The organism is Niallia taxi, from assembly GCF_032818155.1.
GTDB lineage: Bacteria > Bacillota > Bacilli > Bacillales > Cytobacillaceae > Niallia > Niallia taxi_A.
On record NZ_CP102589.1, the window covers coordinates 1,950,250 to 1,973,807 of the forward strand.

A 23,558-nucleotide genomic window follows, 5' to 3' on the forward strand; every position below is an offset into this window, starting at 1 on the left:
GTGTCTAAATGTCCATCCCCCTACCTTTTTAACAAAGTGTTAGGTAATTACGAGTTCCCACTATAATAAACGGTTTTGTAGTTGATTTTTTTCTTTCATGTTACAATATTTCGGTAGGATATAGATTGGAGAACTAAATACAATGAATATCATTCAATTAACAGAAGAATTTGTGAAGGATAAGTTGAAAGGTGATGTGTCGGGGCATGACTGGCATCATATTGATAGAGTCAGGAATGCGGCGCTTTTCCTATGTAAACAAGAAAACGATGGTAATTCATTTATTATAGAGCTGGCTGCATTACTCCATGATGTGGCAGATGCAAAATTGAACGAATCTAAGGAGGAAGGTCAGCGTTTGCTTGAGCAGTTCGTAGAGAGCCTTCCTATTATAAATAACGAAAAAAAGGAAATTCTTTCTGCAATAGCGACAGTCTCCTTTAGTGGTGGAAACAATGAAAAGGCTCGAACGAAAGAAGCGCAAATTGTTCAGGATGCAGACAGACTAGATGCAATTGGAGCAATTGGCATTGCGAGAACCTTTGCTTATGGAGGGAAGTCGGGGAGTCCCATTTATAATCCAGCAGCAAATATTCGCAAAAGCATGACAGAAGAGGAATATCGCAGCGGCGATTCTAGCTCCATTCAGCATTTTTATGAAAAGCTTCTAAAATTAAAAGGGTTGCTTCATACCGATTCGGCAAAGATTATCGCGGAAAAACGGCACAAGCTGATGGAGGATTATTTGAAAGAATTCTATAAAGAATGGAATGGTAATTATGAAGAGTATTTCAGTTGAGAATTTAACAAAAACATATGGGGAAAAAGAATTATTTCATTCCATATCTTTTGCGATAAGTGAAAAAGAAAGAGTAGGGCTAATCGGTATTAATGGTACAGGAAAATCATCGCTTTTGAAAATCGTTGCAGGAATTGATTTGCCTGATGAAGGAGAAATTATTGCTCCAAAGGATTATCGGATAGCTTATTCGTCCCAAAGCCCTGACAGTGATCCGGATATGACGGTTTTAGATTATGTCTATACAGGAGACGCTCCTGTTTGGAAGATAGTCCGAAACTATGAAGAAATTTTGCTTAAGCTCGAAACAGACCCGGAAAACAATAAGCTTCATAGTGAACTGTTTGACGTTCAAAAAAGAATGGATGCACATAATGGTTGGGATGTTCACACGAACACAAAAACTGTATTGACAAAGCTGGATGTCAATTTTTACGACAAAAAAATCGGGGAGCTATCAGGTGGTCAGAAAAAGCGTGTCTCCCTTGCACAGGTTCTTATCCAAGAACCAGATTTGCTTATACTAGATGAGCCTACAAACCATCTTGACTTTGAAGCAGTTAAGTGGCTGGAGGATTATTTAGGGAAATTTAATGGAGCACTGCTGTTAGTTACACATGACCGCTATTTCTTAGATCGGGTTACAAACCGGATGTTTGAGCTTGAAGGTGGCAATCTTTACAGCTATAAAGGAAACTATGCTGAATTCCTCCAAGCAAAAGCAATTAGGGAAGAGAATGAAGCAGCTACGATCGACAAACAGAAAAATTTGTTTAGAAGAGAGCTAGAATGGATTCGCAGGGGTGCTAAAGCTCGTTCCACTAAACAAAAGGCTAGAATTCAGCGCTTTGAAGAGCTGGATGACAAGCTTTCGTCCGTTTCTGAAAAAGGAAAGCTCGATATTTCTTTAAAAGGCAGCAGATTGGGTAAACAGGTTTTTGAGCTTGTTTCTGCTACTAAATCGTTCGGAAATAAAATGATATTAAAGGATTTTAATCTGCTTGTAAAGCCTGGTGACAGAATTGGAATTATCGGCCATAACGGTACAGGTAAATCAACATTGTTGAATATCCTTGCAGGCAAGATTCCGTTAGATACAGGCGATTATATTATCGGCCAAACCGTAAAAACCGCTTATTATACGCAGGAAAATGAGGAAATGGATCTAAGTAAGCGAATGATTGAGTATTTAAAGGAAACAGCTGAAATCATTGAAACAACGGATGGAAAAACGATTTCTGCAGCTCAAATGCTGGAAAGATTCTTGTTTCCGCCACACACACACGGGACAATCATCGGTAAGCTTTCTGGTGGAGAAAGAAGAAGACTGTATTTGCTGAAAATATTGATGGACGAACCAAATGTTCTTCTTCTCGATGAGCCGACAAATGATTTGGATACTCAAACCTTGATGGTTTTAGAGGATTATTTAGATGAATTTAAGGGTGTTGTCATAACTGTATCCCATGACCGCTATTTCCTTGATAAAGTCGCACATGAGCTTCTAATCTTGCAAGGAAATGGGCATATTGGAAGCTATTATGGCAATTACACAGAATATCTGCAAGCAGAAAAGCAAAAAGAGCAGGCTGAAAAAGCAGTGAAGGAAAAGCCGAAGCAGCAGGAACAGCCAAAGCAGAAGAAAGCAAAACTAAGCTATAATGAACAAAGAGAATGGGAAACGATTGATAGTGATATTGAGGCATGTGAAAACCGTCTTGAAGAATTAGAAAAGGAAATGGAAAGCATAGGAAGCGACTTTGAGAAGGCGAATGCTCTCCTGAAGGAACAAGCGGAACAAAATGAAAAATTGGAGCATTTAATTGAGCGTTGGAGCTATCTTTCTGAAATTGCAGAAGGTTAAAACGTTAATATAGTAGATTTGAGGGGGATGCAAGATGAAAATTTTGGCGATTGAACCAACTCCTAGTCCAAATACGATGAAAATCAATTTGAATGAAGAGCTGCCAATGGGAAAAAGCAATAACTATAAAAAAGAAAATGCAGAACATGCACCACAAGTGATTCAAGATATTTTGTCTATTGAGGGGATTAGAGGGGTGTATCATGTAGCTGATTTCCTAGCAGTTGAACGAAATGCAAAGTATGACTGGAAGGAACTTCTTTCTAAAGTACGCAATGCATTTGGTGAAGAGGCAGACAGCACAGAAAATGGTCAGGAAATAAATGATCACTTTGGAGAAATAAAAGTGCTAGTGCAAATGTATAAAGGAATTCCAATGCAAATAAAGCTAACAGATGGAGCAGAAGAAAAGCGTTACGGTTTGCCAGACCAATTTATGCAGGCTGTAGCTGAGGTTAGAATGCCGAATGATAATGTTGTTGCCAGCAGAAAGTGGCAAGAGTTTGGCGTCAGATACGGTGAATTTGATGAAATAGGACAAGCTGTGCAAGAGGAATTAATGGCTGCCTATCCACAAAGCAGAATCGACGCTCTTAGTGATGCGGCGAAAAATCCAGAAACAGCAGAAGCAAACGTAATAAAAAGGGAAAAAATAAAGCTGACACTTGAAGACTTGGATCATGAAGATTGGAAAGTAAGATATCAAAAGCTAGAGCAAAGTGAAGATCCAACTGTAGAGGATATCCCTGTTTTAACGAAGGCCCTTGCTGATGAAAAACCATCGATTCGCAGGCTGGCAACCGTATATTTAGGGATGATAGAGGACCCTGCGGTCTTGCCGTCCTTATACATTGCATTAAAGGATAAGACGGTGACAGTAAGACGTACTGCAGGTGATTGCCTTTCTGACTTAGGTTTTGCTGAGGCAATGGACGCAATGATTTCAGCACTTGACGATAAAAGCAAGCTAGTTAGGTGGCGCGCAGCAATGTTCTTATATGAAGTAGGGGATGAAAGGGCGCTTGAAGCATTAAAAGCCAATGAGGAAGATCCAGAATTTGAGGTAAGCCTGCAAATTAAAATGGCAATTGAAAGAATTGAGCTAGGAGAAGAGGCTAAGGGCTCTGTTTGGAAACAGATGACAGAAGCACGTAAGCAGGATTGACTTAGAAAATTTTTCTTATTTGTTTAGAATGGTTTATAAACCCCGCTAAAAGGAATAATTTCAGTAATCTAATTATGACGGGGTGTATAAAGCTTGAAAAAACATATAGATGAAGACAATAATCTCCATATTTCTTTCGGTTCTTTAGCGATTATTCTTAAGGATAAATATCAGCTGGTTTATACAATTAATGATATTCTGATAGGTCTATTATTCTTATTAGGAACCATTTTTAACATGCTGCTTGAGTGGAAGGTGTTAGGCGCTGTTATGTATATTTGCGGAAGTGTCCTTCTGCTTATTCGCCCAGCTATTCGGATATGCCGCCTGCTTGGTGTGAGAAGGCTGAATAAAGAAAAAACGTGGCGCTAACAGAGTCTCATTTCGTTGCATGAACAATTTCAGTGTTGTATGCTATATTCACATGCACAAATTAAAGGAGGAAACAATTATGTCAATGGCATACGAAGAATATATGAAGCAAATGGTTAAGCCAATGCGAGCAGAGCTAGTTAATGCAGGCTTTGAGGAGCTGACTTCTGAAGAGGCAGTAGAAGAGTTTATTAGCAAAAGTGAAGGGACATCATTAGTTGTTGTTAATTCTGTGTGCGGATGTGCAGCAGGACTTGCAAGACCTGCTGCAACACAGGCTGTTTTGCAGGCGGAGAAAAAACCTGACCATCTTGTAACAGTATTCGCAGGACAAGACAAAGAAGCAACGGCTAGAATGAGAGAATTTTTTGGAGATATCGAGCCATCATCTCCTTCTATGGCTTTAATTAAAGACAACCAAGTCGTTCATTTCATTCCTCGTTATGATATCGAAGGCAATTCAATGGAAGCGATCATGGAAAATTTAATGTCTGCATTTGAGCAAAACTGTTAATTACAGTAATAAAAGATGTAAAAGGAGGGCATGTATACACTGCCCTCCTTTTTTTAACGCTAACTTAGGTTCTTTATGAAAGGTGTTTAAAAATGATTGTTACAACAGCAGGAAGAACAAATGAAGTGATGAAGCAGCAGGCGAAAGACGCGGCCTACCTTTTAGGATGTAAATATGTGGACAGAAATAAAAAGACAGTTCGATCACTGTTATCTTTTTATAAAGAGGATGTATTAGTAGCAGGCAAAGAAAGATACGAGCTGTTTGCCGTAAATGGAGAGGAGCCTTTTTTCTTTCATCCCAGCTCTGCAATGTTCCGTGTGAAAAGACTTCAGAAAAAAGAGTATGATCCATTTATAGAAGCATGCAATCTATCAGCAGGAAAATCCTTTCTAGACTGTACGCTTGGACTCGCATCTGATAGCATTGTCGCGAGCTACGCAGTTGGCGATAGTGGTACCGTTGAAGGCTTGGAGGCAAGCCCGGTCATTGCCTTTATCGTCAAAAAGGGACTTTCAAGCTGGCAGGCAGATGAAGAGGATATTGATAGGGCGATGAGAAGAATAAAGGTTACAGCTGGTCATGCCCTCGATGAATTAAAGAAACGGCAGGATGATAGCGTGGATTGTATTTATTTCGATCCGATGTTTGAGGAGCAAATCAATTCAGATGGAATAAAGCCATTAAAGAGCCTCGCTGTTTATGAGGGATGGACGAGTGAGATGATAAAGGAAGCACGCCGTGTTGCAAAGGAAAGAGTTGTCCTAAAGGATCACTATAAAAGCAGCAGGTTTGAAGATTTTAATTTTAAGCGCATCGACCGAAAAACAGCAAAATTTCACTATGGTATTATTGAATTATAGGAAAAATTAAGGAAAGTCAGCTATTATTTTTATATAAATGCTGTATAAATAGTAGCTGAATAATTGAACTTTATTATATACTTGAATAGTACTGTAAATTATTAAGCAAGAACCATTTTAAAGAGATAGAATATTCTTTACATGGATTAGCAGGACCTTGAAAGTGAGGTGTTTACAATGCCTAATTGGATTCGAAAAAGTCTTGTTGTCTTTGTGTCAATTTTAACATTTGGACTGATTACTCCTTCCCCTTCCTCCTTTTACAATTCTGGGAATGGGGACGAAAAGAAGCCTGCAGATGAGAGGCAGCTCCCAGTATCGACAGAATTGTCGCTTGAGCCTGTCGCAGTTCTTGATGAACGATCGGAAAGAGAAAAGGTCGTGGGCAAGCTGATGGAAGAAGCTGAAGTGCAAAGCTATACGAAATTCGGAAGCAGAATTAAACCAGTCATTGAAGATGAATTTAAACTGGCAATTTTGCCGAATATAGAAAAAGCGATAAACGATGTGACAAGCAGCTTCCCTGATGAAGATTTGAGCCAGCTGACCATAAGTGAAATGCCAAGCCCTGGGACGAGCGAACGGATTTTTCACATTTTGAAAGACGATCAAGATGTGATTCGCTTTCATGTGAGAAGGGATCGCCCCCCACAAGAAGGCTATTGGTTCAATTTTCATTATCACACGTTTCAGGATAACTTCCAAAATCATTATGCACTAGGCAACATCTATTGGGATAAGAATATGCCGCCAAGATGGATGAGCTAATAAAAACTTTCCCGATAAATTATAATAAAATGTGAAACCCTTGGAGCAGTAGAAACGTAGATAATTAAAATGAGAAAAAAATGGAGGAATTAATCATGGCAATTAGTTTATCAAAAGGACAAAAAGTGGATTTGACAAAAGGAAACCCAGGATTAACAAAAGTGGTTGTTGGTTTAGGATGGGACGTTAATAAATACGATGGCGGTAACGATTTCGACTTAGATACATCTGTATTTTTGTTAGCGGAAAATGGAAAAGTAGCTTCTGACGCTGACTTTGTCTTCTACAATAACACAACTGGCGGTAACGGATCTGTCGTTCACTCAGGAGATAACCGTACGGGTGATGGAGACGGTGATGACGAATCAGTTATTATCGATTTGCAAGGTGTACCTGCAAGTGTGCAAAAAATTGCCTTTACGATTACTATTCATGAAGGTGACGCAAGAAACCAAAACTTCGGACAAGTTTCTAATTCATATGTGCGCATCCTAAATGAACAAAATAATGAAGAGCTTATCCGTTATGACTTAGGAGAAGACTTCTCTATCGAAACTGCATTAGTTGTCGGAGAATTATACCGTCACAACGGCGAATGGAAATTTAGCGCTACTGGCAGCGGCTATCAAGGCGGCTTGGCAGCGTTAGCGACTGATTTCGGACTACAAGTAGGCTGATTTTAGATAAAGGGGAAACTCTTTTCGGTTGCATTTCCATTTGATTGCAGGCTGAAAAAAAGAAAAAGCAGCATGATTGTTTAATCATGAATGAAGAAGAGCAATCAATTAGGAGGAACATACACGAATGGGAATTATTGAAAGCATTATCCATACATACTCTCAGTTTTTTAATTGGGAAATGTGGGGTCAGGTACTAACAGATCCAGTAAGCTGGGGATATATCGGAACACTTGTTATTCTTGAAGGGTTATTATCAGCAGACAACGCACTTGTGCTTGCTGTTATGGTAAAGCATCTTCCGCCGGAAAAACGAAAAAAAGCACTTTTCTATGGTTTGCTTGGCGCATACATCTTCCGTTTCATTGCAATCGGAATCGGTGTATTCCTTATTAAATTATGGTGGGTTAAAGTGCTTGGTGCAGCGTACTTGGCATATTTGGCAATCAAGTACTTCATTGATAAACGCAAGGAGAAGAATGCATTAGAAGGAGATGGCGAAGAAGAATCACATGGTATTAACCAAAATGGTCTTTTAATTCGTCTTTTCGGAACATTCTGGGGTACAGTTATCGCAGTTGAAATGATGGATATTGCTTTTTCTGTAGACAGTGTTCTTGCGGCATTCGGTGTCAGCAACCAGGTTTGGGTACTGCTTGTCGGCGGTATGCTTGGAGTCTTGATGATGCGCGGTGTTGCAGGTGTATTCTTGAAGCTTATTGATCGTGTACCAGAATTGGAAGGCACAGCATACATTTTGATTCTGATTATTTCAGTGAAAATGCTTTTAGGTGTTGTTGGTGTTCATGTACATCACTACGTATTCTTCGGCATATTAGTTATCGCTTTTGCCGCGACATTTGTTGTTCATAACCGCAACAAGAAAAAAGCAGAGCAAGGCGAAGCATAAGATAGTTAAACTTAAAGAAGGGATAAAGACATCATGTCTTCCCTTCTTTTATTTCCTTTCCTCCATTCTAATCTCCTCATTGTAGCAAGGATAAATCAATCCAATTGATTACAAAATTCCCTATAAAAAGAAATATATTAATGCAAGAAGCACTATATTATATTAAAATAAATACGTATTAATTTTATAAAAATATTATCCGAATAATCTGAATATATAGGTATTATAGTTGAATGGAGTTAGTGAAAATGAAATTATTTGCTGATTTAAATGATAAGCAACGAGAAAAGCTTTTTTATAAAAAACCTGAAGAGTTATCTATTAATTCAGATAAGGAAATTTTATCCTATGCACTTGCTTCCACCCTGTATATGCCTGCAACAAGACCGAATATATATCATGACCTTCTCATAAAGAAGCATTCTGGTTTAACTTCTATGGTTATATGCCTGGAGGACTCTATTGGTGATCATGAAGTGGAGCTTGCTGAAGAGAAATTAAAAGAAGAGCTTATCAACATCAAGACAAGCATCGAGCAAGGCGTTTTATTAAAAGCTGAGATGCCAATGATTTTTATTCGCATCCGTTCTGTTGAGCAGTTTTTGAGACTGATGGATTCCCTCCATGAGTGCATCCACTTATTAACAGGAATTGTCATTCCTAAATTTGATGCAGAAGTAGGAAGTATTATTTTGAAGGAATTGGAGGCATATAATAGCATAGGAAATTTGCTATATGCTATGCCAATCTTAGAGACGAAAAGAATTATAGAAAAAGAAACTAGACTAGAAGAATTGTTGTCGATTAAGGCAGTGCTCGATACATATAAGCAACTTATTTTAAATGTCAGGATTGGCGCGACTGATTTTTGTGGTTTATATGGGATAAGACGGAATACAGATACGACCGTATATGATGTGACCATTATTCGTGACTGCATCACTGATATCATTAATGTGTTTTTGCGTGCAGATAGCCCTTATGTCGTGTCAGGACCTGTATGGGAATATTTCTCTTCAAAAGAAAGAATGCTGATCCCACAGCTGCGGGAAACGCCGTTTAGGAAAAGATACGGCAAGGCTGGCATGCAGATGAGGACACAGCTAATTGACAGACATATGGACGGCTTGATAAGGGAAGTGCTAATGGATATTACTAACGGTCTAACTGGAAAAACAATCATCCACCCATCCCATATTAAGCCTGTTCAAGCATTAAACGTGGTCAGCTATGAGGAATACTTAGATGCTGCAAATATCATTGCAAGCAATAATGGAGATATAGGGGTTATGAAAAGCTCCTTTTCCAATAAGATGAACGAAATAAAGCCACATTTTTATTGGGCACAGAAAATCATGCTAAAATCTAGAGTTTATGGGGTGTTCCATGAAGAATTTACATACATTGACTTACTCAAACAAGAAAATTTCGTTACCAATCCTAAATAAATTAAAAATGCATATTGAAATTACGGAAAACCCATTTGAACTGGAGGTACAAGAACTGTTTCAAATGGCGGCGAGAATTAATAAAAAAAGATCCTTTTTATTCGTCAGCAAGCTACTAGGAAAACATATTCCTATTAAACCACAATTAGGAATGTGGACTGGCTTTGCGCTTGCTGCCAGATATGAAGAATTAAAGACTGGAGCTGTTTCTTCTAATAAAGAGGTATTGCTGGAAGCCTATTATGACAACATTGCCAGCTTTCGTGATGAACCGATTATTGCCAAGGAAATAGCAAGCCCAATTATCATCGGATTTGCAGAAACGGCAACAGCGCTTGGCCATAGTTTTTATAGGGCATTTTCTCATGCGTCCTTTTTTCATACAACAAGAGAATTAGTGGATGGCATGGACTCCATCATCTCATTTGAGGAGGAGCATTCCCACGCCACCTCACATCGCTGCTATATAGATGCCTCCATGCTTGATACACAGAGAGAGGTTATTCTCGTTGATGATGAACTGACAACAGGCAATACGGCCATAAATATCATTCGAGATATACAGGCGAAATATCCGCGCACAGAATATACAGTTGTCTCTATCCTTGATTGGCGTTCAAAGGAAAATGAAGCAAAGCTTATAAGTCTACAACAAGAGCTTGGTATAACTGTCCGCTGTGTCAGCTTATTAAAGGGTGTTTTCCAATTAGACGGTGAGCTGCAAAATATCGGTGACAAACAAGAAGCAACAGGCATATCAACAAATAATGTGGAAACAGAATATATTAGCTTGAACGAATTTACGAAGGATAGTTTGCTTCCTTTTTCCTCAAGAACGATGCTTGGCGAACGCAATCAAAACCCTTATTTAGAGAATACAGGCAGATTTGGTCTCAACTCAAGTGAAATAGGTTGGGTCAAGGAAGCGGCCTCCTTCCTTGCGCAAAAGCGCATTGGCAATCAGACACTTTCCATAGGAACCGGCGAGTTCATGTATATTCCAATGAAGATTGCATCTCTGATGGGGGATGGAGTCTACTATCAATCAAGCACGAGAAGCCCTATATATCCTCATAATGAACATTATTATGGCGCAAAAACAGCCATTCACTTCCTTAATCCGGAAGATGTTAGTATTGACCACTATTTATATAATTTAATGGAATATCCATATGATGATATATTTGTATTTTTTGAGAGGAAACTAGACGAAGCCAGGCTCCAGCCTCTAATTGAGAAGCTTTCGGGCACGGGAGTTAGAAAAATAAACATAGTGTATGCAGCGGGGGGTAAGTGAGATGATACAGAAAGCTGGTCAGAGAAGGTTTGGATCGTATAAGCAGGAGGATGTCGTTTTTCTATTAAAGGACTTAAGTGACTTCAGCTTAGAGGGGAATACAGAAGAGCGGGAAAAACGCATTCAAGGTGGTCAGCATTATAGTGAGACATTGCCGATTGAATACAATCCGCCAGAACACTATTTGCAGGTTTTTTGGGAAACTCTTGCAGAATACAAGGCAAAGGTAGCCTTTTGCACGGCAGTCGTTGCAGAGCAAATATACAGTAGAAAAGGGCAGAACACAGTCCTCGTCTCCCTTGCAAGAGCAGGCACACCAATCGGTATTTTGATGAAGCGATACTTACAATTTAAATATCGTGAAAACATTCCTCATTACAGCATCTCTATTATCAGGGATAGAGGAATAGATGAAAATGCGCTTAACTACATTTTAAAATCTCATCCTGGCTGCAATATTCAATTTGTAGACGGCTGGACAGGTAAAGGAGCCATTTCAATTGAACTGTCAAAGTCTGTGCAAGTCTTTGAAAAGAAGTATGGCATAAAGCTTGATGATAGTCTTGCTGTTGTCGCAGATCCTGGCTATTGTACGGATTTGTTTGGCACTAGAGAAGACTTTCTTATTCCAAGCGCGTGCCTTAATTCGACTGTTTCAGGCCTTGTCAGCAGAACAGTCCTTAATGATGCGTACATAGGAACAAATGATTTTCATGGCGCCAAGTATTATCAAGAATTAGAAGAATATGACGTTTCAGAACAGTATTTAGAGCAAATCGCCTCGCAATTTACACATATTAACGAACATGAATTAGAACAAGCGATTGCAGAAATCAAAAATGCAGAAGCAGTTTCCTTCAAAGGAATGAAGGAAGTTTTGGAGATAAAGGAAGCCTTTGGCATTGAAACAGCCAATTACGTTAAGCCAGGGGTAGGCGAAACAACAAGGGTTCTTTTAAGACGTGTGCCATGGAAAATCTTAATGAAGGATCCTGACAGTCCTTATGTACGTCATATCATCATGCTGGCAAAGGAACGGAATGTAGAAATAATCCCATATCCAAATATGAGTTATACATGCTGTGGTCTCATTAAAAAAGTGGGTGAAGCGAAATGATAATGTTCGCATCCGATTTGGACAGAACGTTAATTTATTCAAAACGTGCCCTTTCTGAAATGGGCACACCGCTTAATAAAGAAATGGTCCCTGTTGAAAAAAGAAATGGAGAAAATATCTCTTATATGAAGGAAACAGCACTTAATCTTCTTAAGGAACTTGCTAGTGAGGCCCTTTTTGTGCCTGTTACGACAAGGACATATGAGCAATATAAACGCATCTTTATTTTTGCAGAGGAAATACCAGTGACATATAGTGTGACTTCAAATGGGGCGAATATCCATTATAAAGGGGAATTACTTTCTGAATGGACAGAAACAGTACAAAGGAAGCTTGCAGAAGAGTGCAGTCAAAAAGAGGATTTAATGAAACTTCTGCAAGGGTATAAGCTCCCTGGTAAACTGAAAATCGCTGATGATCTATTCTTTTATTTTATATTAGAGGAGCAAATAACTTCGGATACAAAAAAACAGATTGGAGATATTGCTGCCGAAAATGGCTGGAAGCTGTCATTGCAAGGAAGAAAACTGTACTTCATGCCATCACCTGTTTGTAAGGGAGAAGCAGTAAAGTTTATTCAAAAGCGAGAGGGCATAACACAAATAGCAGGTGCAGGAGATTCCTTGCTTGATGTCCCTTTATTGAATGTTTGTACATATCCATTCATGCCAAGGCATGGGGAAATGGCTTCAGAGCTGATGAGCACAAATACATTTACATTCACGGAATTTCAAGGAGCAAATGCTGGTGAAGAGATAATTAAGTCTGTTCACCAGCTTATAAAGAGAAGTTCTACTCTTCTGCAGGAGAGTCTTTGAGCCATTTGGAAAGTAAATAATAAATGGTAGAGAAAACTGTATAGAAAACGAAGAAGGCTACTGCACCGACTAACAGGGAATGAAAGCTAATTGAAACGGCGAAACTGATCATGATACCGATGAGAAAGAGGTCAATGTACAGGAAAGACTTGGAGCAAAGTACTTGCTCCATTTGTTTCATGTCATCTTCCATTTGATGATAAGACATTTTTCGAAACAGTAATCTCATAATAAACACCTACTTAGCCTAAATTACTGTATTGTATGCATTTTGCAAAAAATGGTGAAAGATAGATAGTTTTTACATAAAGGATTTTCCCTTCAGACTTTAGATTAGCAGCAGGCTTAAGCATGACCTTATTAGGGGGAAAACAAAGTTTAGTTGTAGAAAAATGAAACTTTTTGGACAAATAATCGTACTAATTTATATAGGGTAAATATTTAGCAATATTAATATACTGTGCTATGATACATATAAAGCTTTACGCGAAATGATTATTTAAAAAAGAGCAGTTCGTTTAGGGAAGTGGGAAAAATGAATGTTAATTTACACACACTGACTGGGCAGATACTTCCTGTATCGATGGAAAACTGGTATACAACTATGCAACAGCCGCTGAATAGCCGGCCTTTTTATAAGGAAGAAAACGGAACCATTACCTTTGGGCAAGTGTTTGTAAAGCTTCTAGGTGTGCCAATGGATGAAGATGAATATTATAATCAGCTTTATGATTGGGTTCATTCAGAAGACAATAACTTAGAACTGATTAGCAATAATCACTTGAACCGTGTTTTGGATAACAAGCATTTCCAAGCGATTCAAAAAGTACTGAATTTACTTCATGAACAAAATCTGTCTGTTAATCGGTTTGTAGCCTTTTTGGACGGAGAAAACCTTATTTTGAAATCAACGAGTCCATCCATACATCGAAAATTGAGGGAAAGCATGATAAAGCTTGTCGAGCGCTTTGCCGAAACAGAACCAAATGGCTTAAAGAGCAGCGAGCTACGCAGAGTGCTTGTTGATGTTATTAAATGGTCTATCAACCACCTTCAGCCAAGTCTTGAGGCATGCGGTGAAAGTGATAGACTTCCGCAATATTTGTGGTATGGTACTGGCAATAAAAGCCAAGCTTATTTTTTAACATATTTGTCGCAAATCGGTTGTGATTTGGTGATTGCAAGTCCAAATGGTGACGATGTTTTCGAACAAATTGCAGGTGACTTGCAGCCTGTTTTTATCCATAGATATCCGCAGGAAAAAGAGGCGGAGGAATTTCCAACGGAAAAACGGAGAAGGACAGCAACTGTTGCTTACAGAGCGTCAAAAGAAATTGAGAGCATTTTAAATCATGAAGGTTCTGGCCTTTATAAACCATGGCAGCTGAGGGATTACACACCAATGTCCGTAACGCTCAAGACGACTTATGACGAGCTGTTTTTGCTGGAAAAAGAAAAAGCGATGATTCGCCCAAATTTTGAAGTAAGTAATGGAGAAGTGAAAATTCCTACTATTTTTGCTAAAGTATTTGGTGTAAGCGGCAATAGGAAAGAATATTGGGATAGGATGCATACACTTGTAAATGTGGAACATGCCCTATTGATAAAGAATTTTCCTTTTACAAGAGCAATCGTCAGCGATTATCGTTTTCATTATCGAAATGCTCTTGGCAAAGATGGGAAATTGGACATTGACAAAATGATGGCATCGAACTATTGGAGCTATGGCCGTTTGCCAATAGGATTGCAAAAAGGAATCGCATCAAGCATCCGGTCTATTTGCCATAAGCCTCGTCTGCAGTCATTGCCGAATGAAACAGAAGAAGAAGCAGCTATTTTCCTGTTCACACAAGGACTAATCATACCTGCTGACATCTTAAAGCTGCTGCAGAAATTTGACTATTCACAGGATGTTCCAAGCATCATTTTGTATAAGACAGAGCAAAACGGCATTTTTACGAGAGAGGATGCAGCGATTCTGCTTTTATTAAATGCATTCGGAGTGGATATTATTCTTTATAATCCGCCAGGCCATATGGATATTGAGCCGTTTATTACTGAAGGCTCCTATGATTCCCACTGGCTCGAGGATGTTGTGTTTGAACTGGAATATAAGGAAGAGTCGTTCTTTAAGAAAATGATACTGAATGGTTTTAAAAAAAATAGAAGGGGAGATTAGCAGTGAATATGCAATCATCTAATTCTTCAAGCAATGAACACCAAGTTATAGATGTTTTAACGGAAAATAAGGTTTCTGAAATCAAGCTTGCCTTAAGAAATGAACCAGAAGTACAGCAGCTGGCAAAATCTATTGATGAAAGAGACCAAATTCAAATACTAGAGTTCGGAAAAGAGCCTGCTGTTCAGATTTCTAAATTCTCCGATCAAATTCTCAGCAACATGAGAACAACAAAAGTCGAAGACTCAGGAGAACTGTTGAAACAGCTCGGCAGGATTATGGATAAGTTTGATAAAAAAGACTTTGAGCAATCCTCAAAGGGACTGTTTGGAAAGCTGTTCAAAAAAAGCGAAAAAATCATGGAGAAGCTTTTTGGTAAATACCAGTCAATGGGATCGGAAATTGATAAGGTTTATGTTGAAATTTCCAAATACCAAACGGAGATGGTTGATTCGACAAACATGCTTGACAATATGTATGAGCAAAACTATCAATATTATTTGACGCTTGAGAAATATGCCGTTGCAGGTGCGATGAAATCAGATCAGCTAAAACAAGAGGTGCTTCCTCCAATTGAAGCAAAAGCAATCCAAGGAGATCAGCTTGCTTCGATGCAGCTTGATACATTACGAAATGCGATTGAATTGATCGACCAGCGTGTGTATGATTTGGAAATGGCCAAAATGGTAGCATTGCAGACAGCACCGCAAATAAGACTGCTGCAGCGCGGAAATACGAAATTAATCGGAAAGATTAACTCTGCTTTTGTAACGACAATTCCTATTTTTAAAAACGGATTGATTCAAGCTGTTGCAGCAAAAAGACAGAAGCTAGTAGCAGACAGCATGAGCGAGCTTGACCGTCGTACAAATGAGATGCTTGTCCGCAATGCACAAAATATTTCACAGCAAAGTGTGGATATTGCAAGAATGGCAGGTGCGCCAAGCATTAAAATTGAAACAATCGAGGAATCCTGGAATATCATTATGAAGGGTATGCAGGAAACAAAATCGATTGAAGAAGAAAATAAGAGGCTCCGTGAGGAAGGTACGAAAAAACTGGAGCAGCTTCACAGTAATTTTAAACAAATGAAATTAAAAGGCTAATAATCAGGGCAGTTCTGCTGCCCTGACATAAAAAATACATAATACATAGGAGTGGATAATATGGCAATCAATCTGCAAAAAGGACAAAGAGTGGACTTGACGAAAGGCAATCCTGGTTTATCAAAGATTATGGTAGGTCTTGGCTGGGATCCAGTTCAGCAAAATAAAGGCGGCGGACTGTTTGGTTCTTTATTTGGCGGCGGTTCTGGCGGAGCAAATGTTGACTGTGATGCATCAGTATTAATGCTTGATGAGAACGGCAAAGTAAAAGGAAACAGTGATGTTATTTACTTTGGCAACTTGAAAAGCAGAGATGGCAGCATTCAGCATACTGGCGACAACTTGACTGGAGACGGCGCAGGGGATGATGAGCAAATTTTTGTGGAATTAAGCCGTGTTCCTGCAGCAGTACATAAGCTTGTTTTCATTGTTAATATTTATGATGCGGTGAAAAGAAAACAGCATTTCGGAATGATTCAAAACGCATTTATCCGCATTGTTAATCCAAGCTCTAATGAGACATTGCTTCACTACAATCTGACAGATAACTATAATGGCATGACAAGCTTAATTGTTGGTGAACTTTACAGACACGGTCAAGAGTGGAAGTTTGGCGCAATTGGTTCTGGAACATCTGCTGGCAGTCTTGGTGAAGTAGTAAAATCTTATTCTTAATATTAGCAAGGGATTAAAAGGAGGAGAAAAGAATGAGCATCAATCTATCAAAAGGACAAAGAATTGACCTGACGAAAACGAATCCAGGCTTAACGAGAGCGATAATCGGATTAGGCTGGGACACAAATCGCTATGACGGCGGTGTTGATTTTGACTTGGATGCATCAGCATTTCTGGCAGATGCAAACGGCAAAGTGATAAATGATGTAGATTTCATTTTCTACAACAACCTTGCCCATCCGAGCGGCGGTGTGGAGCATACAGGCGATAACCGGACAGGCGAAGGCGATGGGGATGATGAACAAATCGTCATCGACTTTTCTAAAATTCCAGCACACGTACATAAAGTTGGCATTGCTGTGACGATTCATGATGCAGATTCTAGAAGTCAAAATTTTGGTCAGGTTTCTAATGCGTTTGTTCGTGTGGTGAATGAAGAAACAAATGTAGAAATACTTCGATATGATTTAGGCGAAGATTTTTCTGTGGAGACAGCTGTTGTCATTTGTGAATTGTACAAGCATAATGGCGATTGGAAGTTTAATGCTATTGGCAGCGGATTCTCTGGCGGACTTGCAGCACTATGCCGCAACTACGGATTGGACGTATAACTCCTGGCTGTCAAACAGACAGAGTGTATGAAATAAACAGCAAGCTGAGCAGCCTTTCAGAAAAGAAGCCTTTCTTGTTTCTTTTTTGAAGGGCTTTTTTTGAGGGAATTGCCAATATTTTTAATGCGGCAATAAATCTATCATTCTATGCTATAATCTAATATATTATTAATCTCCTCCTCATCAAACATACTAGTAATACATCGGAGAGCAAAGATGGAGAGAGTAAGGATGAAGCATTTAAAAAAGATCATGCCATTTTTTATGATTGGCATTGTTTCGCTACTGATGGGGAATTCCCAGCAGGAAACAGATGGAATTATGCTGAAAGATTATCCTGTCCAATCGATATTAAAGGATAATCTTTCAGCATCTGAACAGATAAACCTGCAATCTATTATTTCGCTTCCGAAAGGAACATTTGATCAAATGGAAGCAGCAGTAATTGTGAAGCGTCTTAATAGGCTGCCATTATCTCTTTTATCAAAAATAGAAGAAAAGGGAATTAAAATAAAGCTATTTACTGGAAAGCTAACCGATAATCCGTCAGCAAAGCAATTTGCTGGAATAATACCAAGAGGGTATCGCACGACAAAAACGTGGGATGATGTGCCAGGAATCGGCGGCGGACAAACGGTGCTTGTAAAGATTGGCTCAAGTAATAAAGGGAGCGGACACGGTTCAGTTAACCTGGAGCTTCATGAACTGGCTCATTCCATTGACTATAAGGTACTGAATTATTATAGTAAAAAGGAACAATTTATTTCGGCTTGGAATAAAGAGAAAGTAAGTCTTTTTCCACAAAGACCGTATTTTTTGAACTATCCTGAGGAATACTTTGCGGAAACCTTTGCCATGTATTATTTAGGCGGTTCATATAAAGAATCATTAAAATTGTTGGCACCTTTAACATATAATCAGATTGCCAGCATTAAATAAGCAAATTTAGCAGGAAAAGGATGTTGAATAAATGAAGCAATATTTAGATCTATGCAGACATGTCTTGACAACAGGAACGAAAAAAGAAGATCGTACAGGAACTGGCACTGTTAGTACTTTCGGCTATCAAATGCGTTTCGATTTAGCAGAAGGTTTTCCGTTGATCACGACGAAAAAGCTCCACTTGCGTTCGATTATTCATGAGCTCCTATGGTTCTTAAATGGGGATACTAATATCAAGTACTTACAAGATAATAATGTTCGCATTTGGAATGAATGGGCAGATGAAGAAGGCAACCTAGGACCAGTATACGGCCATCAATGGAGATCATGGACATCAAGGGATGGTAGCACGATAGATCAGATAGCTGAATTGATTCACACAATAAAAAATAACCCAGATTCGCGCAGAATGATTGTTAGTGCATGGAATGTCGGTGATATACCTGAAATGGCATTGCCGCCTTGTCATTGTCTGTTTCAGTTTTATGTAGCAGACGGAAAATTGTCTTGCCAATTGTACCAGCGTTCTGCAGATGTATTTTTAGGAGTGCCTTTTAATATCTCCTCATATGCTTTACTTACCTATATGATTGCCCAAGTATGTGATCTTGAAGTTGGGGAGTTTATCCATACATTTGGTGATGTCCATATTTATAATAATCATATAGAGCAAGTGGAGCTGCAGCTTACAAGAGAACCGAAGCCACTGCCGTATCTTGTGCTGAATAAAGAAGTTAAGGACATTTTCTCGTTCAAATATGAAGATTTTGAAATTGTGAACTATGAAGCACACCCACATATTAAAGGAGTTGTAAGTGTATGATTTCTTTAATTGTAGCGATGGACGATAAGCAGGCCATCGGAGTAAATAACCAATTGCCTTGGCATTTACCCGAAGACTTAAAGTATTTCAAGAAGGTGACAACAGGTCACCCAATCATAATGGGTCGTAAAACGAGAGATTCGATTGGACGAAATTTGCCTAACAGGGAAAATGTAATTTTAACGAGAGACAAAAATTATACTTGTGAAGGCTGTATAGTCCTGTATTCTATCGATGAATTTAAAAAATGGCAGGCGGAGAAGGATGAGGAGATTTTTATCATCGGCGGGTCTGAAATCTTTAAAGAAACAATCGAAATTACTGACAGACTTTATATTACGGAAATTAGCGGCGAATTTGAGGCAGACACTTATTTTCCTGAAATTGACTGGAATGAGTGGCATATCATAAGTGAAAATAAGGGCATTAGAGATGAAAAGAATGATTATGATTACCGCTTCCTAGTATATGAAAAGAATAAATAATAAAGAAAAAACCAAATCAAAGTTGATTTGGTTTTTTTATACATAAAATAGAATGCAAAAATACATGAACGAGCTTCCAGCTAACACAAATACATGCCAGATTGCATGGAAGTAAGGTGTTTTCTGAAGTACATAAAATATGCTTCCGATTGTATAAAACAAACCGCCAATAACGAGCAGAATGGCTCCTTGTGTTCCGATAGCATGGAATAAAGGGACGATTGCTGAGACAATCAGCCAGCCCATAATTACGTATAGGATTGTGGAAGCAACAATAAATTTTTTAACAAAATAGCATTTAAATACTATCCCTGCAACGGCAAGTCCCCAAACAATCCCGAATAATGTCCAGCCAAGCGGCCCTCTGATTGCTACAAGTAAAAAGGGCGTGTACGTACCTGCGATAAGCAAATAGATGGCAGAATGATCGAGAATTTCAAAGAAATCCTTCAGCTTTTCATATGTTGTACTGTGCAGAAGAGTCGAGCATAAATACAGGATTACCATAGTTGCTCCAAATATCGTAAAGCTGACGATTCTCCACGGATTATCTGTTTCAGCTGCATACAGAATTAAAAAAACAAGTGCTGGAATGCTTAACAAAAAGCCGATTCCATGTGTTATGCTGTTGGCTATTTCTTCTTTTACAGAAAAATTCATTCCATCACCTCTTCTTTATTCTAAAGGAACAACGTTGGAAAAACAAACGAAGACAAAGAAATGAAACAAAAATAGGTCTAGAAACGTATATACTTTATAAGGAGGCTGGACATTTGATACACTTGAATTTTATATTTTTGCTTATTTTAATCGGAACATTTCTACGTTATCTTGTTTATGGCGAATTTGATGCATCATCCATTGTCTTAGCTTCTTTATTTCCCATTACTTCTGTCTTGATGTATATTGCTGCAAGCTATTTAGCCAAAAAGGAACAAGCTTATTCTCCGAAATATGACGATAGCTGGTCCTTTTATGTGCTGCAAAAACTGCTTCACACACCGAAGCCTCTTTTTAAAGGGAAGGAAAAAAAAGGCGTTTACAAACGCTATTATGTTAAAGGCTGGCATTGGCTTATTGATAGCCTAATGGAAGGCAAATCGCCAATGTATTATTCCTTTTACCTAACTATAGACGACCATAACTACAAAGTAGAGTGGAAGCGGGATAAAATTTTTTCCAACAATGATAAATGGGTTATTTATAAAGATGGCGAGTATTTTGGTGAAGCAGCAACTGACTTTCGATTAAAAAACGCAGTCCAATTAAAAGAATGTGTGAAAGCTACATTCGGTAGGGAAGAACTGCTTGTCACTTCAAAAACAATAAAAGGGGAGGCTGTATTACAATGTAATGATAAAGTTGTAGGAACCATAAAGCGCAGCAGTCTGGTAAGCAGTTCGCATATTATCAGCATAGATGAAAATTCAGACACCTACATATTGGTATTAGTGCTTTTCCGTATGTATTATAAATGATAATTAAAAATGGAGTCATCAGCATTCTAATATCTTTTCAACTATTTAATGTGAAAAAACAAAAAATTTAGAATTATTTTATGGTTTTACTCCTCTGACATGTTATAATGTACAAATTAATGGTGGAAATGAGGGTGTGGATATGGAACAAAATGTAATGAAAAAAATGGTGCAGCTGGAGGATATTCTAATTGCATACCAGCGAATTAAAGACATAGTGGCCCATACTCCTTTACAAAAGAATCATAGATTATCAGAGAAATATGATTGTAATATCTATATCAAAAGAGAAGATTTACAGCATGTTCGTTCCTTTAAATTAAGAGGAGCCTTTTATTCTATGGTAATGCAGGAAAAAGAAAAAATGAAAAATGGAGTAGTGTGTGCAAGTGCAGGGAATCATGCGCAGGGAGTTGCCTATTCATGCCGGTATTTAGGTGTGCATGGGAAGATTTTTATGCCTGCAACAACACCGAAGCAAAAAGTAACACAGGTAAAAATGTTCGGTAAAAATTATGTCGAGGTTGTTTTAGTAGGAGATACGTTTGACGACTCGTACGAAGAAGCAATTAAGTGTGCCACTGGGGAAGAGCGCGCATTTATCCATCCGTTTAATGATGAGCATGTGATTGCAGGTCAAGGAACAGTAGGTATTGAGATTATGAATGACATCGATGAGCCTGTCGATTATGTGTTTGCAAGCATTGGCGGAGGCGGACTAATGGCAGGATTAAGCACTTATATTAAAGGTGTGTCTCCTGGAACGAAAATGATCGGCGTTGAGCCAGCAGGTGCTCCTTCGATGAAGGAGGCTATCTTGCAGCGCCAAGTCGTGACACTTAGTAAAATTGATAAATTTGTTGACGGTGCTGCCGTCAAGCGTGTTGGCGAAAAAAGCTATGATGTGTGTAAACAGCTGCTTGAGGATATTCTGCTCGTTCCAGAAGGAAAGGTATGCACATCTATTCTTTCTCTTTATAATGAGCACGCTATCGTTGCAGAGCCAGCAGGTGCTCTCCCTGTTGCTGCATTGGATTTATATAGGGACAAGATTAAAGGAAAAAATGTCGTTGTTGTTATCAGCGGAGGCAATAATGATATCGACAGAATGCAGGATATTAAAGAACGATCCTTATTATATGAAGGACTGCTTTATCATTTCATCGTCAATTTCCCACAAAGAGCTGGAGCACTAAGGGAATTCCTTGATGAAGTGTTAGGGCCTGATGATGATATAACAAGGTTTGAATACATCAAGAAAAACAATAAGGAAAATGGACCAGCGCTAGTAGGACTGGAGCTTAAGCACAGGGAAGACTATAAAGGGCTAATTGAGAGAATGGACATCAAGGGCTTTGCTTATACAGAGCTTAATAAAGATTCAAATTTATTTAATTTGCTTGTTTAAAAACAAGTGGACGGTGTGAAACATAAGGAATCACTTAAATAACCCCGAGTATTATGCGAATTTCCAACAAATTTTCGTTTAATAGTCGGGGTTCTTTATTTGCAGGTTTGTGAATTTTCACTAACTGCTTTATATATAGAAAGGTTGTTAGATTAGGATATTGCTTGCTAACTATAGGTCTATTGTTGTATAATTTATGTTTAAGAAAACGCTTTTACAATTGATTAGATTTTTAAAAGGGAAGTGTAATATGAAAAGAATTAAAATTGTTACTGACTCCACCGTAGATTTGGCAGATGAATTGATTGAAAAATATGAAATTGAAGTGATTCCTTTATCCATAACAATTAATGGGGAAACTTTTTTAGATAGAGTAGATATAGAACCAGCAGAATTTATTCAAAAAATGAAGGAAGCAGACAATCTTCCGAAAACATCTCAACCTCCAGTAGGCTTGTTTTTGGAAACCTACAATAAGCTAAGTGAACAGGGATATGAGATTATTTCTATTCATATGACTGGCGGAATGAGCGGAACAGTTGATTCTGCCCGCAGTGCTGCTACTTTAACAGAGGCAGATGTTACCGTATTTGATTCTGAGTTTATTTCCAAAGCCTTATCCTTCCAGGTTATAGAAGCAGCAATATGTGCACAAAATGGGAAAAATAAAGACGAAATCATCGAAAAAATTCAGCATATTAAGAAGCATACGAAGCTATATGTTGTGGTGGATACACTTGAAAACTTGATAAAAGGTGGAAGAATAGGCAAAGGGAAAGCTTTTATTGGTTCACTCTTGAACATAAAGCCGATCGCCTCATTAGAAGAAGGAGTATACAACCCTGTCACTAAAGTGCGAAGCAGAGCGCAAGCAGTTAAGTATTTGGCAAATGCGTTTGCAGAGGATTGCTTAGGAAAAACCATCAAAAGAGTTGGTATCACACATGCAGACAGTCTCGATTATGCCAAAATGCTTCAGGAAGCAATTGAGAAGGTTTCAGGCTTTAATAAAATCGAAATAGATTTCACTACACCAGTTATAAGTACACACACAGGACCTGGAGCATTGGGATTCAGCTACTATGCTGAATAAACTGAAAATTTTTAAGGTTTGCAGAAAAAGGAAATGCTAGCAATTGCTTAAAACTACAGTCAAGCTACAGTTAAATGAAGTATTCACACTTTGAATTCTGGATGTTTTAGCACCTCGTAAATGAAATTCTGCAGGAACGTTCATCT

At 38.5% G+C, this 23,558-nt stretch carries 25 protein-coding genes; 23 read left to right on the plus strand and 2 right to left on the minus strand.

Annotation, left to right across the window (positions count from 1 at the left end; genetic code table 11):
• Positions 1 to 142 precede the first annotated feature (142 nt).
• The 13 genes from NQZ71_RS09635 (at position 143) to NQZ71_RS09695 (ending at position 12,612) form a co-directional block, all read left to right on the plus strand.
• Positions 143 to 799 carry an HD domain-containing protein gene (locus NQZ71_RS09635; protein ID WP_144452944.1) on the plus strand — a complete coding sequence of 219 codons (657 nt, stop codon included), beginning with the start codon at positions 143 to 145 and terminating at the stop codon, positions 797 to 799.
• Positions 780 to 2,663, plus strand: coding sequence for an ABC-F family ATP-binding cassette domain-containing protein (locus NQZ71_RS09640; RefSeq protein ID WP_144452946.1), 1,884 nt, complete (start codon positions 780 to 782; stop codon positions 2,661 to 2,663). Before NQZ71_RS09635 ends, NQZ71_RS09640 begins: the two co-directional genes overlap by 20 nt.
• 34 nt (positions 2,664 to 2,697) lie before the next feature.
• Positions 2,698 to 3,828 (plus strand): conserved virulence factor C family protein, encoded by a 1,131-nt coding sequence (locus NQZ71_RS09645; protein ID WP_144452948.1) that lies wholly within the window; start codon positions 2,698 to 2,700, stop codon positions 3,826 to 3,828.
• A gap of 93 nt (positions 3,829 to 3,921) precedes the next feature.
• Positions 3,922 to 4,200 (plus strand): YrhK family protein, encoded by a 279-nt coding sequence (locus NQZ71_RS09650; RefSeq protein ID WP_144452950.1) that lies wholly within the window; start codon positions 3,922 to 3,924, stop codon positions 4,198 to 4,200.
• Between the two features lie 79 nt (positions 4,201 to 4,279).
• Complete coding sequence (locus tag NQZ71_RS09655) at positions 4,280 to 4,714, plus strand: BrxA/BrxB family bacilliredoxin (RefSeq protein WP_127737688.1); 435 nt, start codon at positions 4,280 to 4,282, stop codon at positions 4,712 to 4,714.
• A gap of 92 nt (positions 4,715 to 4,806) precedes the next feature.
• Positions 4,807 to 5,577, plus strand: a complete 771-nt coding sequence (locus NQZ71_RS09660) for a class I SAM-dependent methyltransferase (protein ID WP_317010515.1) — start codon at positions 4,807 to 4,809, stop codon at positions 5,575 to 5,577.
• 177 nt (positions 5,578 to 5,754) lie between these two features.
• Positions 5,755 to 6,345 carry a YpjP family protein gene (locus tag NQZ71_RS09665; protein ID WP_144452955.1) on the plus strand — a complete coding sequence of 197 codons (591 nt, stop codon included), beginning with the start codon at positions 5,755 to 5,757 and terminating at the stop codon, positions 6,343 to 6,345.
• Positions 6,346 to 6,440: 95 nt separating this feature from the next.
• Positions 6,441 to 7,022 (plus strand): TerD family protein, encoded by a 582-nt coding sequence (locus tag NQZ71_RS09670; RefSeq protein ID WP_127737691.1) that lies wholly within the window; start codon positions 6,441 to 6,443, stop codon positions 7,020 to 7,022.
• Positions 7,023 to 7,149: 127 nt separating this feature from the next.
• Entirely contained in the window at positions 7,150 to 7,932 is a 783-nt protein-coding gene (locus NQZ71_RS09675; protein ID WP_144452957.1) for a TerC family protein, read from the plus strand.
• Positions 7,933 to 8,180: 248 nt separating this feature from the next.
• Positions 8,181 to 9,380, plus strand: a complete 1,200-nt coding sequence (locus NQZ71_RS09680; RefSeq protein WP_317010516.1) for an HpcH/HpaI aldolase/citrate lyase family protein — start codon at positions 8,181 to 8,183, stop codon at positions 9,378 to 9,380.
• On the plus strand, positions 9,319 to 10,677 hold the full coding sequence (locus NQZ71_RS09685) for a phosphoribosyltransferase family protein (RefSeq protein WP_275008041.1): 1,359 nt from the start codon (positions 9,319 to 9,321) through the stop codon (positions 10,675 to 10,677). Before NQZ71_RS09680 ends, NQZ71_RS09685 begins: the two co-directional genes overlap by 62 nt.
• Before the next feature lies 1 nt (position 10,678).
• The gene (locus NQZ71_RS09690) at positions 10,679 to 11,794 is read left to right on the plus strand and encodes a cysteine protease StiP family protein (protein WP_317010517.1); all 1,116 of its coding nucleotides are present in this window, start codon (positions 10,679 to 10,681) and stop codon (positions 11,792 to 11,794) included.
• Complete coding sequence (locus NQZ71_RS09695; protein ID WP_260054479.1) at positions 11,791 to 12,612, plus strand: HAD family hydrolase; 822 nt, start codon at positions 11,791 to 11,793, stop codon at positions 12,610 to 12,612. The genes NQZ71_RS09690 and NQZ71_RS09695 overlap by 4 nt, the downstream gene beginning before the upstream one ends.
• Here NQZ71_RS09695 and NQZ71_RS09700 read toward each other — a convergent pair.
• Positions 12,587 to 12,841 carry a hypothetical protein gene (locus NQZ71_RS09700; RefSeq protein ID WP_144452967.1) on the minus strand — a complete coding sequence of 85 codons (255 nt, stop codon included), beginning with the start codon at positions 12,839 to 12,841 and terminating at the stop codon, positions 12,587 to 12,589. The genes NQZ71_RS09695 and NQZ71_RS09700 overlap by 26 nt on opposite strands.
• A 306-nt stretch (positions 12,842 to 13,147) precedes the next feature.
• On the opposite strand from NQZ71_RS09700, the gene NQZ71_RS09705 reads away from it, so the two are divergent.
• The 7 genes from NQZ71_RS09705 (at position 13,148) to NQZ71_RS09735 (ending at position 19,433) form a co-directional block, all read left to right on the plus strand.
• The gene (locus NQZ71_RS09705; RefSeq protein ID WP_260054480.1) at positions 13,148 to 14,791 is read left to right on the plus strand and encodes a YceG family protein; all 1,644 of its coding nucleotides are present in this window, start codon (positions 13,148 to 13,150) and stop codon (positions 14,789 to 14,791) included.
• An 8-nt stretch (positions 14,792 to 14,799) separates the two neighbouring features.
• Complete coding sequence (locus NQZ71_RS09710) at positions 14,800 to 15,897, plus strand: toxic anion resistance protein (protein ID WP_127737927.1); 1,098 nt, start codon at positions 14,800 to 14,802, stop codon at positions 15,895 to 15,897.
• 60 nt (positions 15,898 to 15,957) lie between these two features.
• Positions 15,958 to 16,572: a TerD family protein gene (locus tag NQZ71_RS09715; RefSeq protein ID WP_144452970.1), complete on the plus strand. Its 615-nt coding sequence runs from the start codon at positions 15,958 to 15,960 to the stop codon at positions 16,570 to 16,572.
• Between the two features lie 32 nt (positions 16,573 to 16,604).
• Entirely contained in the window at positions 16,605 to 17,183 is a 579-nt protein-coding gene (locus NQZ71_RS09720; RefSeq protein WP_127737700.1) for a TerD family protein, read from the plus strand.
• A 231-nt stretch (positions 17,184 to 17,414) separates the two neighbouring features.
• A complete protein-coding gene (locus tag NQZ71_RS09725) occupies positions 17,415 to 18,122 on the plus strand; it encodes an anthrax toxin lethal factor-related metalloendopeptidase (RefSeq protein ID WP_275008035.1) in 708 nt (235 codons plus the stop codon).
• Positions 18,123 to 18,153: 31 nt separating this feature from the next.
• On the plus strand, positions 18,154 to 18,948 hold the full coding sequence (locus NQZ71_RS09730) for a thymidylate synthase (protein ID WP_144452973.1): 795 nt from the start codon (positions 18,154 to 18,156) through the stop codon (positions 18,946 to 18,948).
• Complete coding sequence (locus NQZ71_RS09735) at positions 18,945 to 19,433, plus strand: dihydrofolate reductase (protein WP_275008032.1); 489 nt, start codon at positions 18,945 to 18,947, stop codon at positions 19,431 to 19,433. The genes NQZ71_RS09730 and NQZ71_RS09735 overlap by 4 nt, the downstream gene beginning before the upstream one ends.
• A 36-nt stretch (positions 19,434 to 19,469) precedes the next feature.
• On the opposite strand, the gene trhA is transcribed toward NQZ71_RS09735, so the two are convergent.
• Positions 19,470 to 20,093: a PAQR family membrane homeostasis protein TrhA gene (gene trhA / locus NQZ71_RS09740; RefSeq protein WP_260054483.1), complete on the minus strand. Its 624-nt coding sequence runs from the start codon at positions 20,091 to 20,093 to the stop codon at positions 19,470 to 19,472.
• 113 nt (positions 20,094 to 20,206) lie between these two features.
• Here trhA and NQZ71_RS09745 point away from each other — a divergent pair, with 113 nt between their 5' ends.
• From NQZ71_RS09745 to NQZ71_RS09755, 3 genes are all read left to right on the plus strand, one after another.
• The gene (locus NQZ71_RS09745) at positions 20,207 to 20,911 is read left to right on the plus strand and encodes a tubby C-terminal domain-like protein (RefSeq protein WP_275008030.1); all 705 of its coding nucleotides are present in this window, start codon (positions 20,207 to 20,209) and stop codon (positions 20,909 to 20,911) included.
• A gap of 142 nt (positions 20,912 to 21,053) precedes the next feature.
• Positions 21,054 to 22,319 carry a threonine ammonia-lyase IlvA gene (ilvA, locus tag NQZ71_RS09750; protein WP_144452981.1) on the plus strand — a complete coding sequence of 422 codons (1,266 nt, stop codon included), beginning with the start codon at positions 21,054 to 21,056 and terminating at the stop codon, positions 22,317 to 22,319.
• Between the two features lie 250 nt (positions 22,320 to 22,569).
• Positions 22,570 to 23,412 (plus strand): DegV family protein, encoded by an 843-nt coding sequence (locus NQZ71_RS09755; RefSeq protein ID WP_144452983.1) that lies wholly within the window; start codon positions 22,570 to 22,572, stop codon positions 23,410 to 23,412.
• The last annotated feature ends 146 nt before the right edge of the window (positions 23,413 to 23,558 follow it).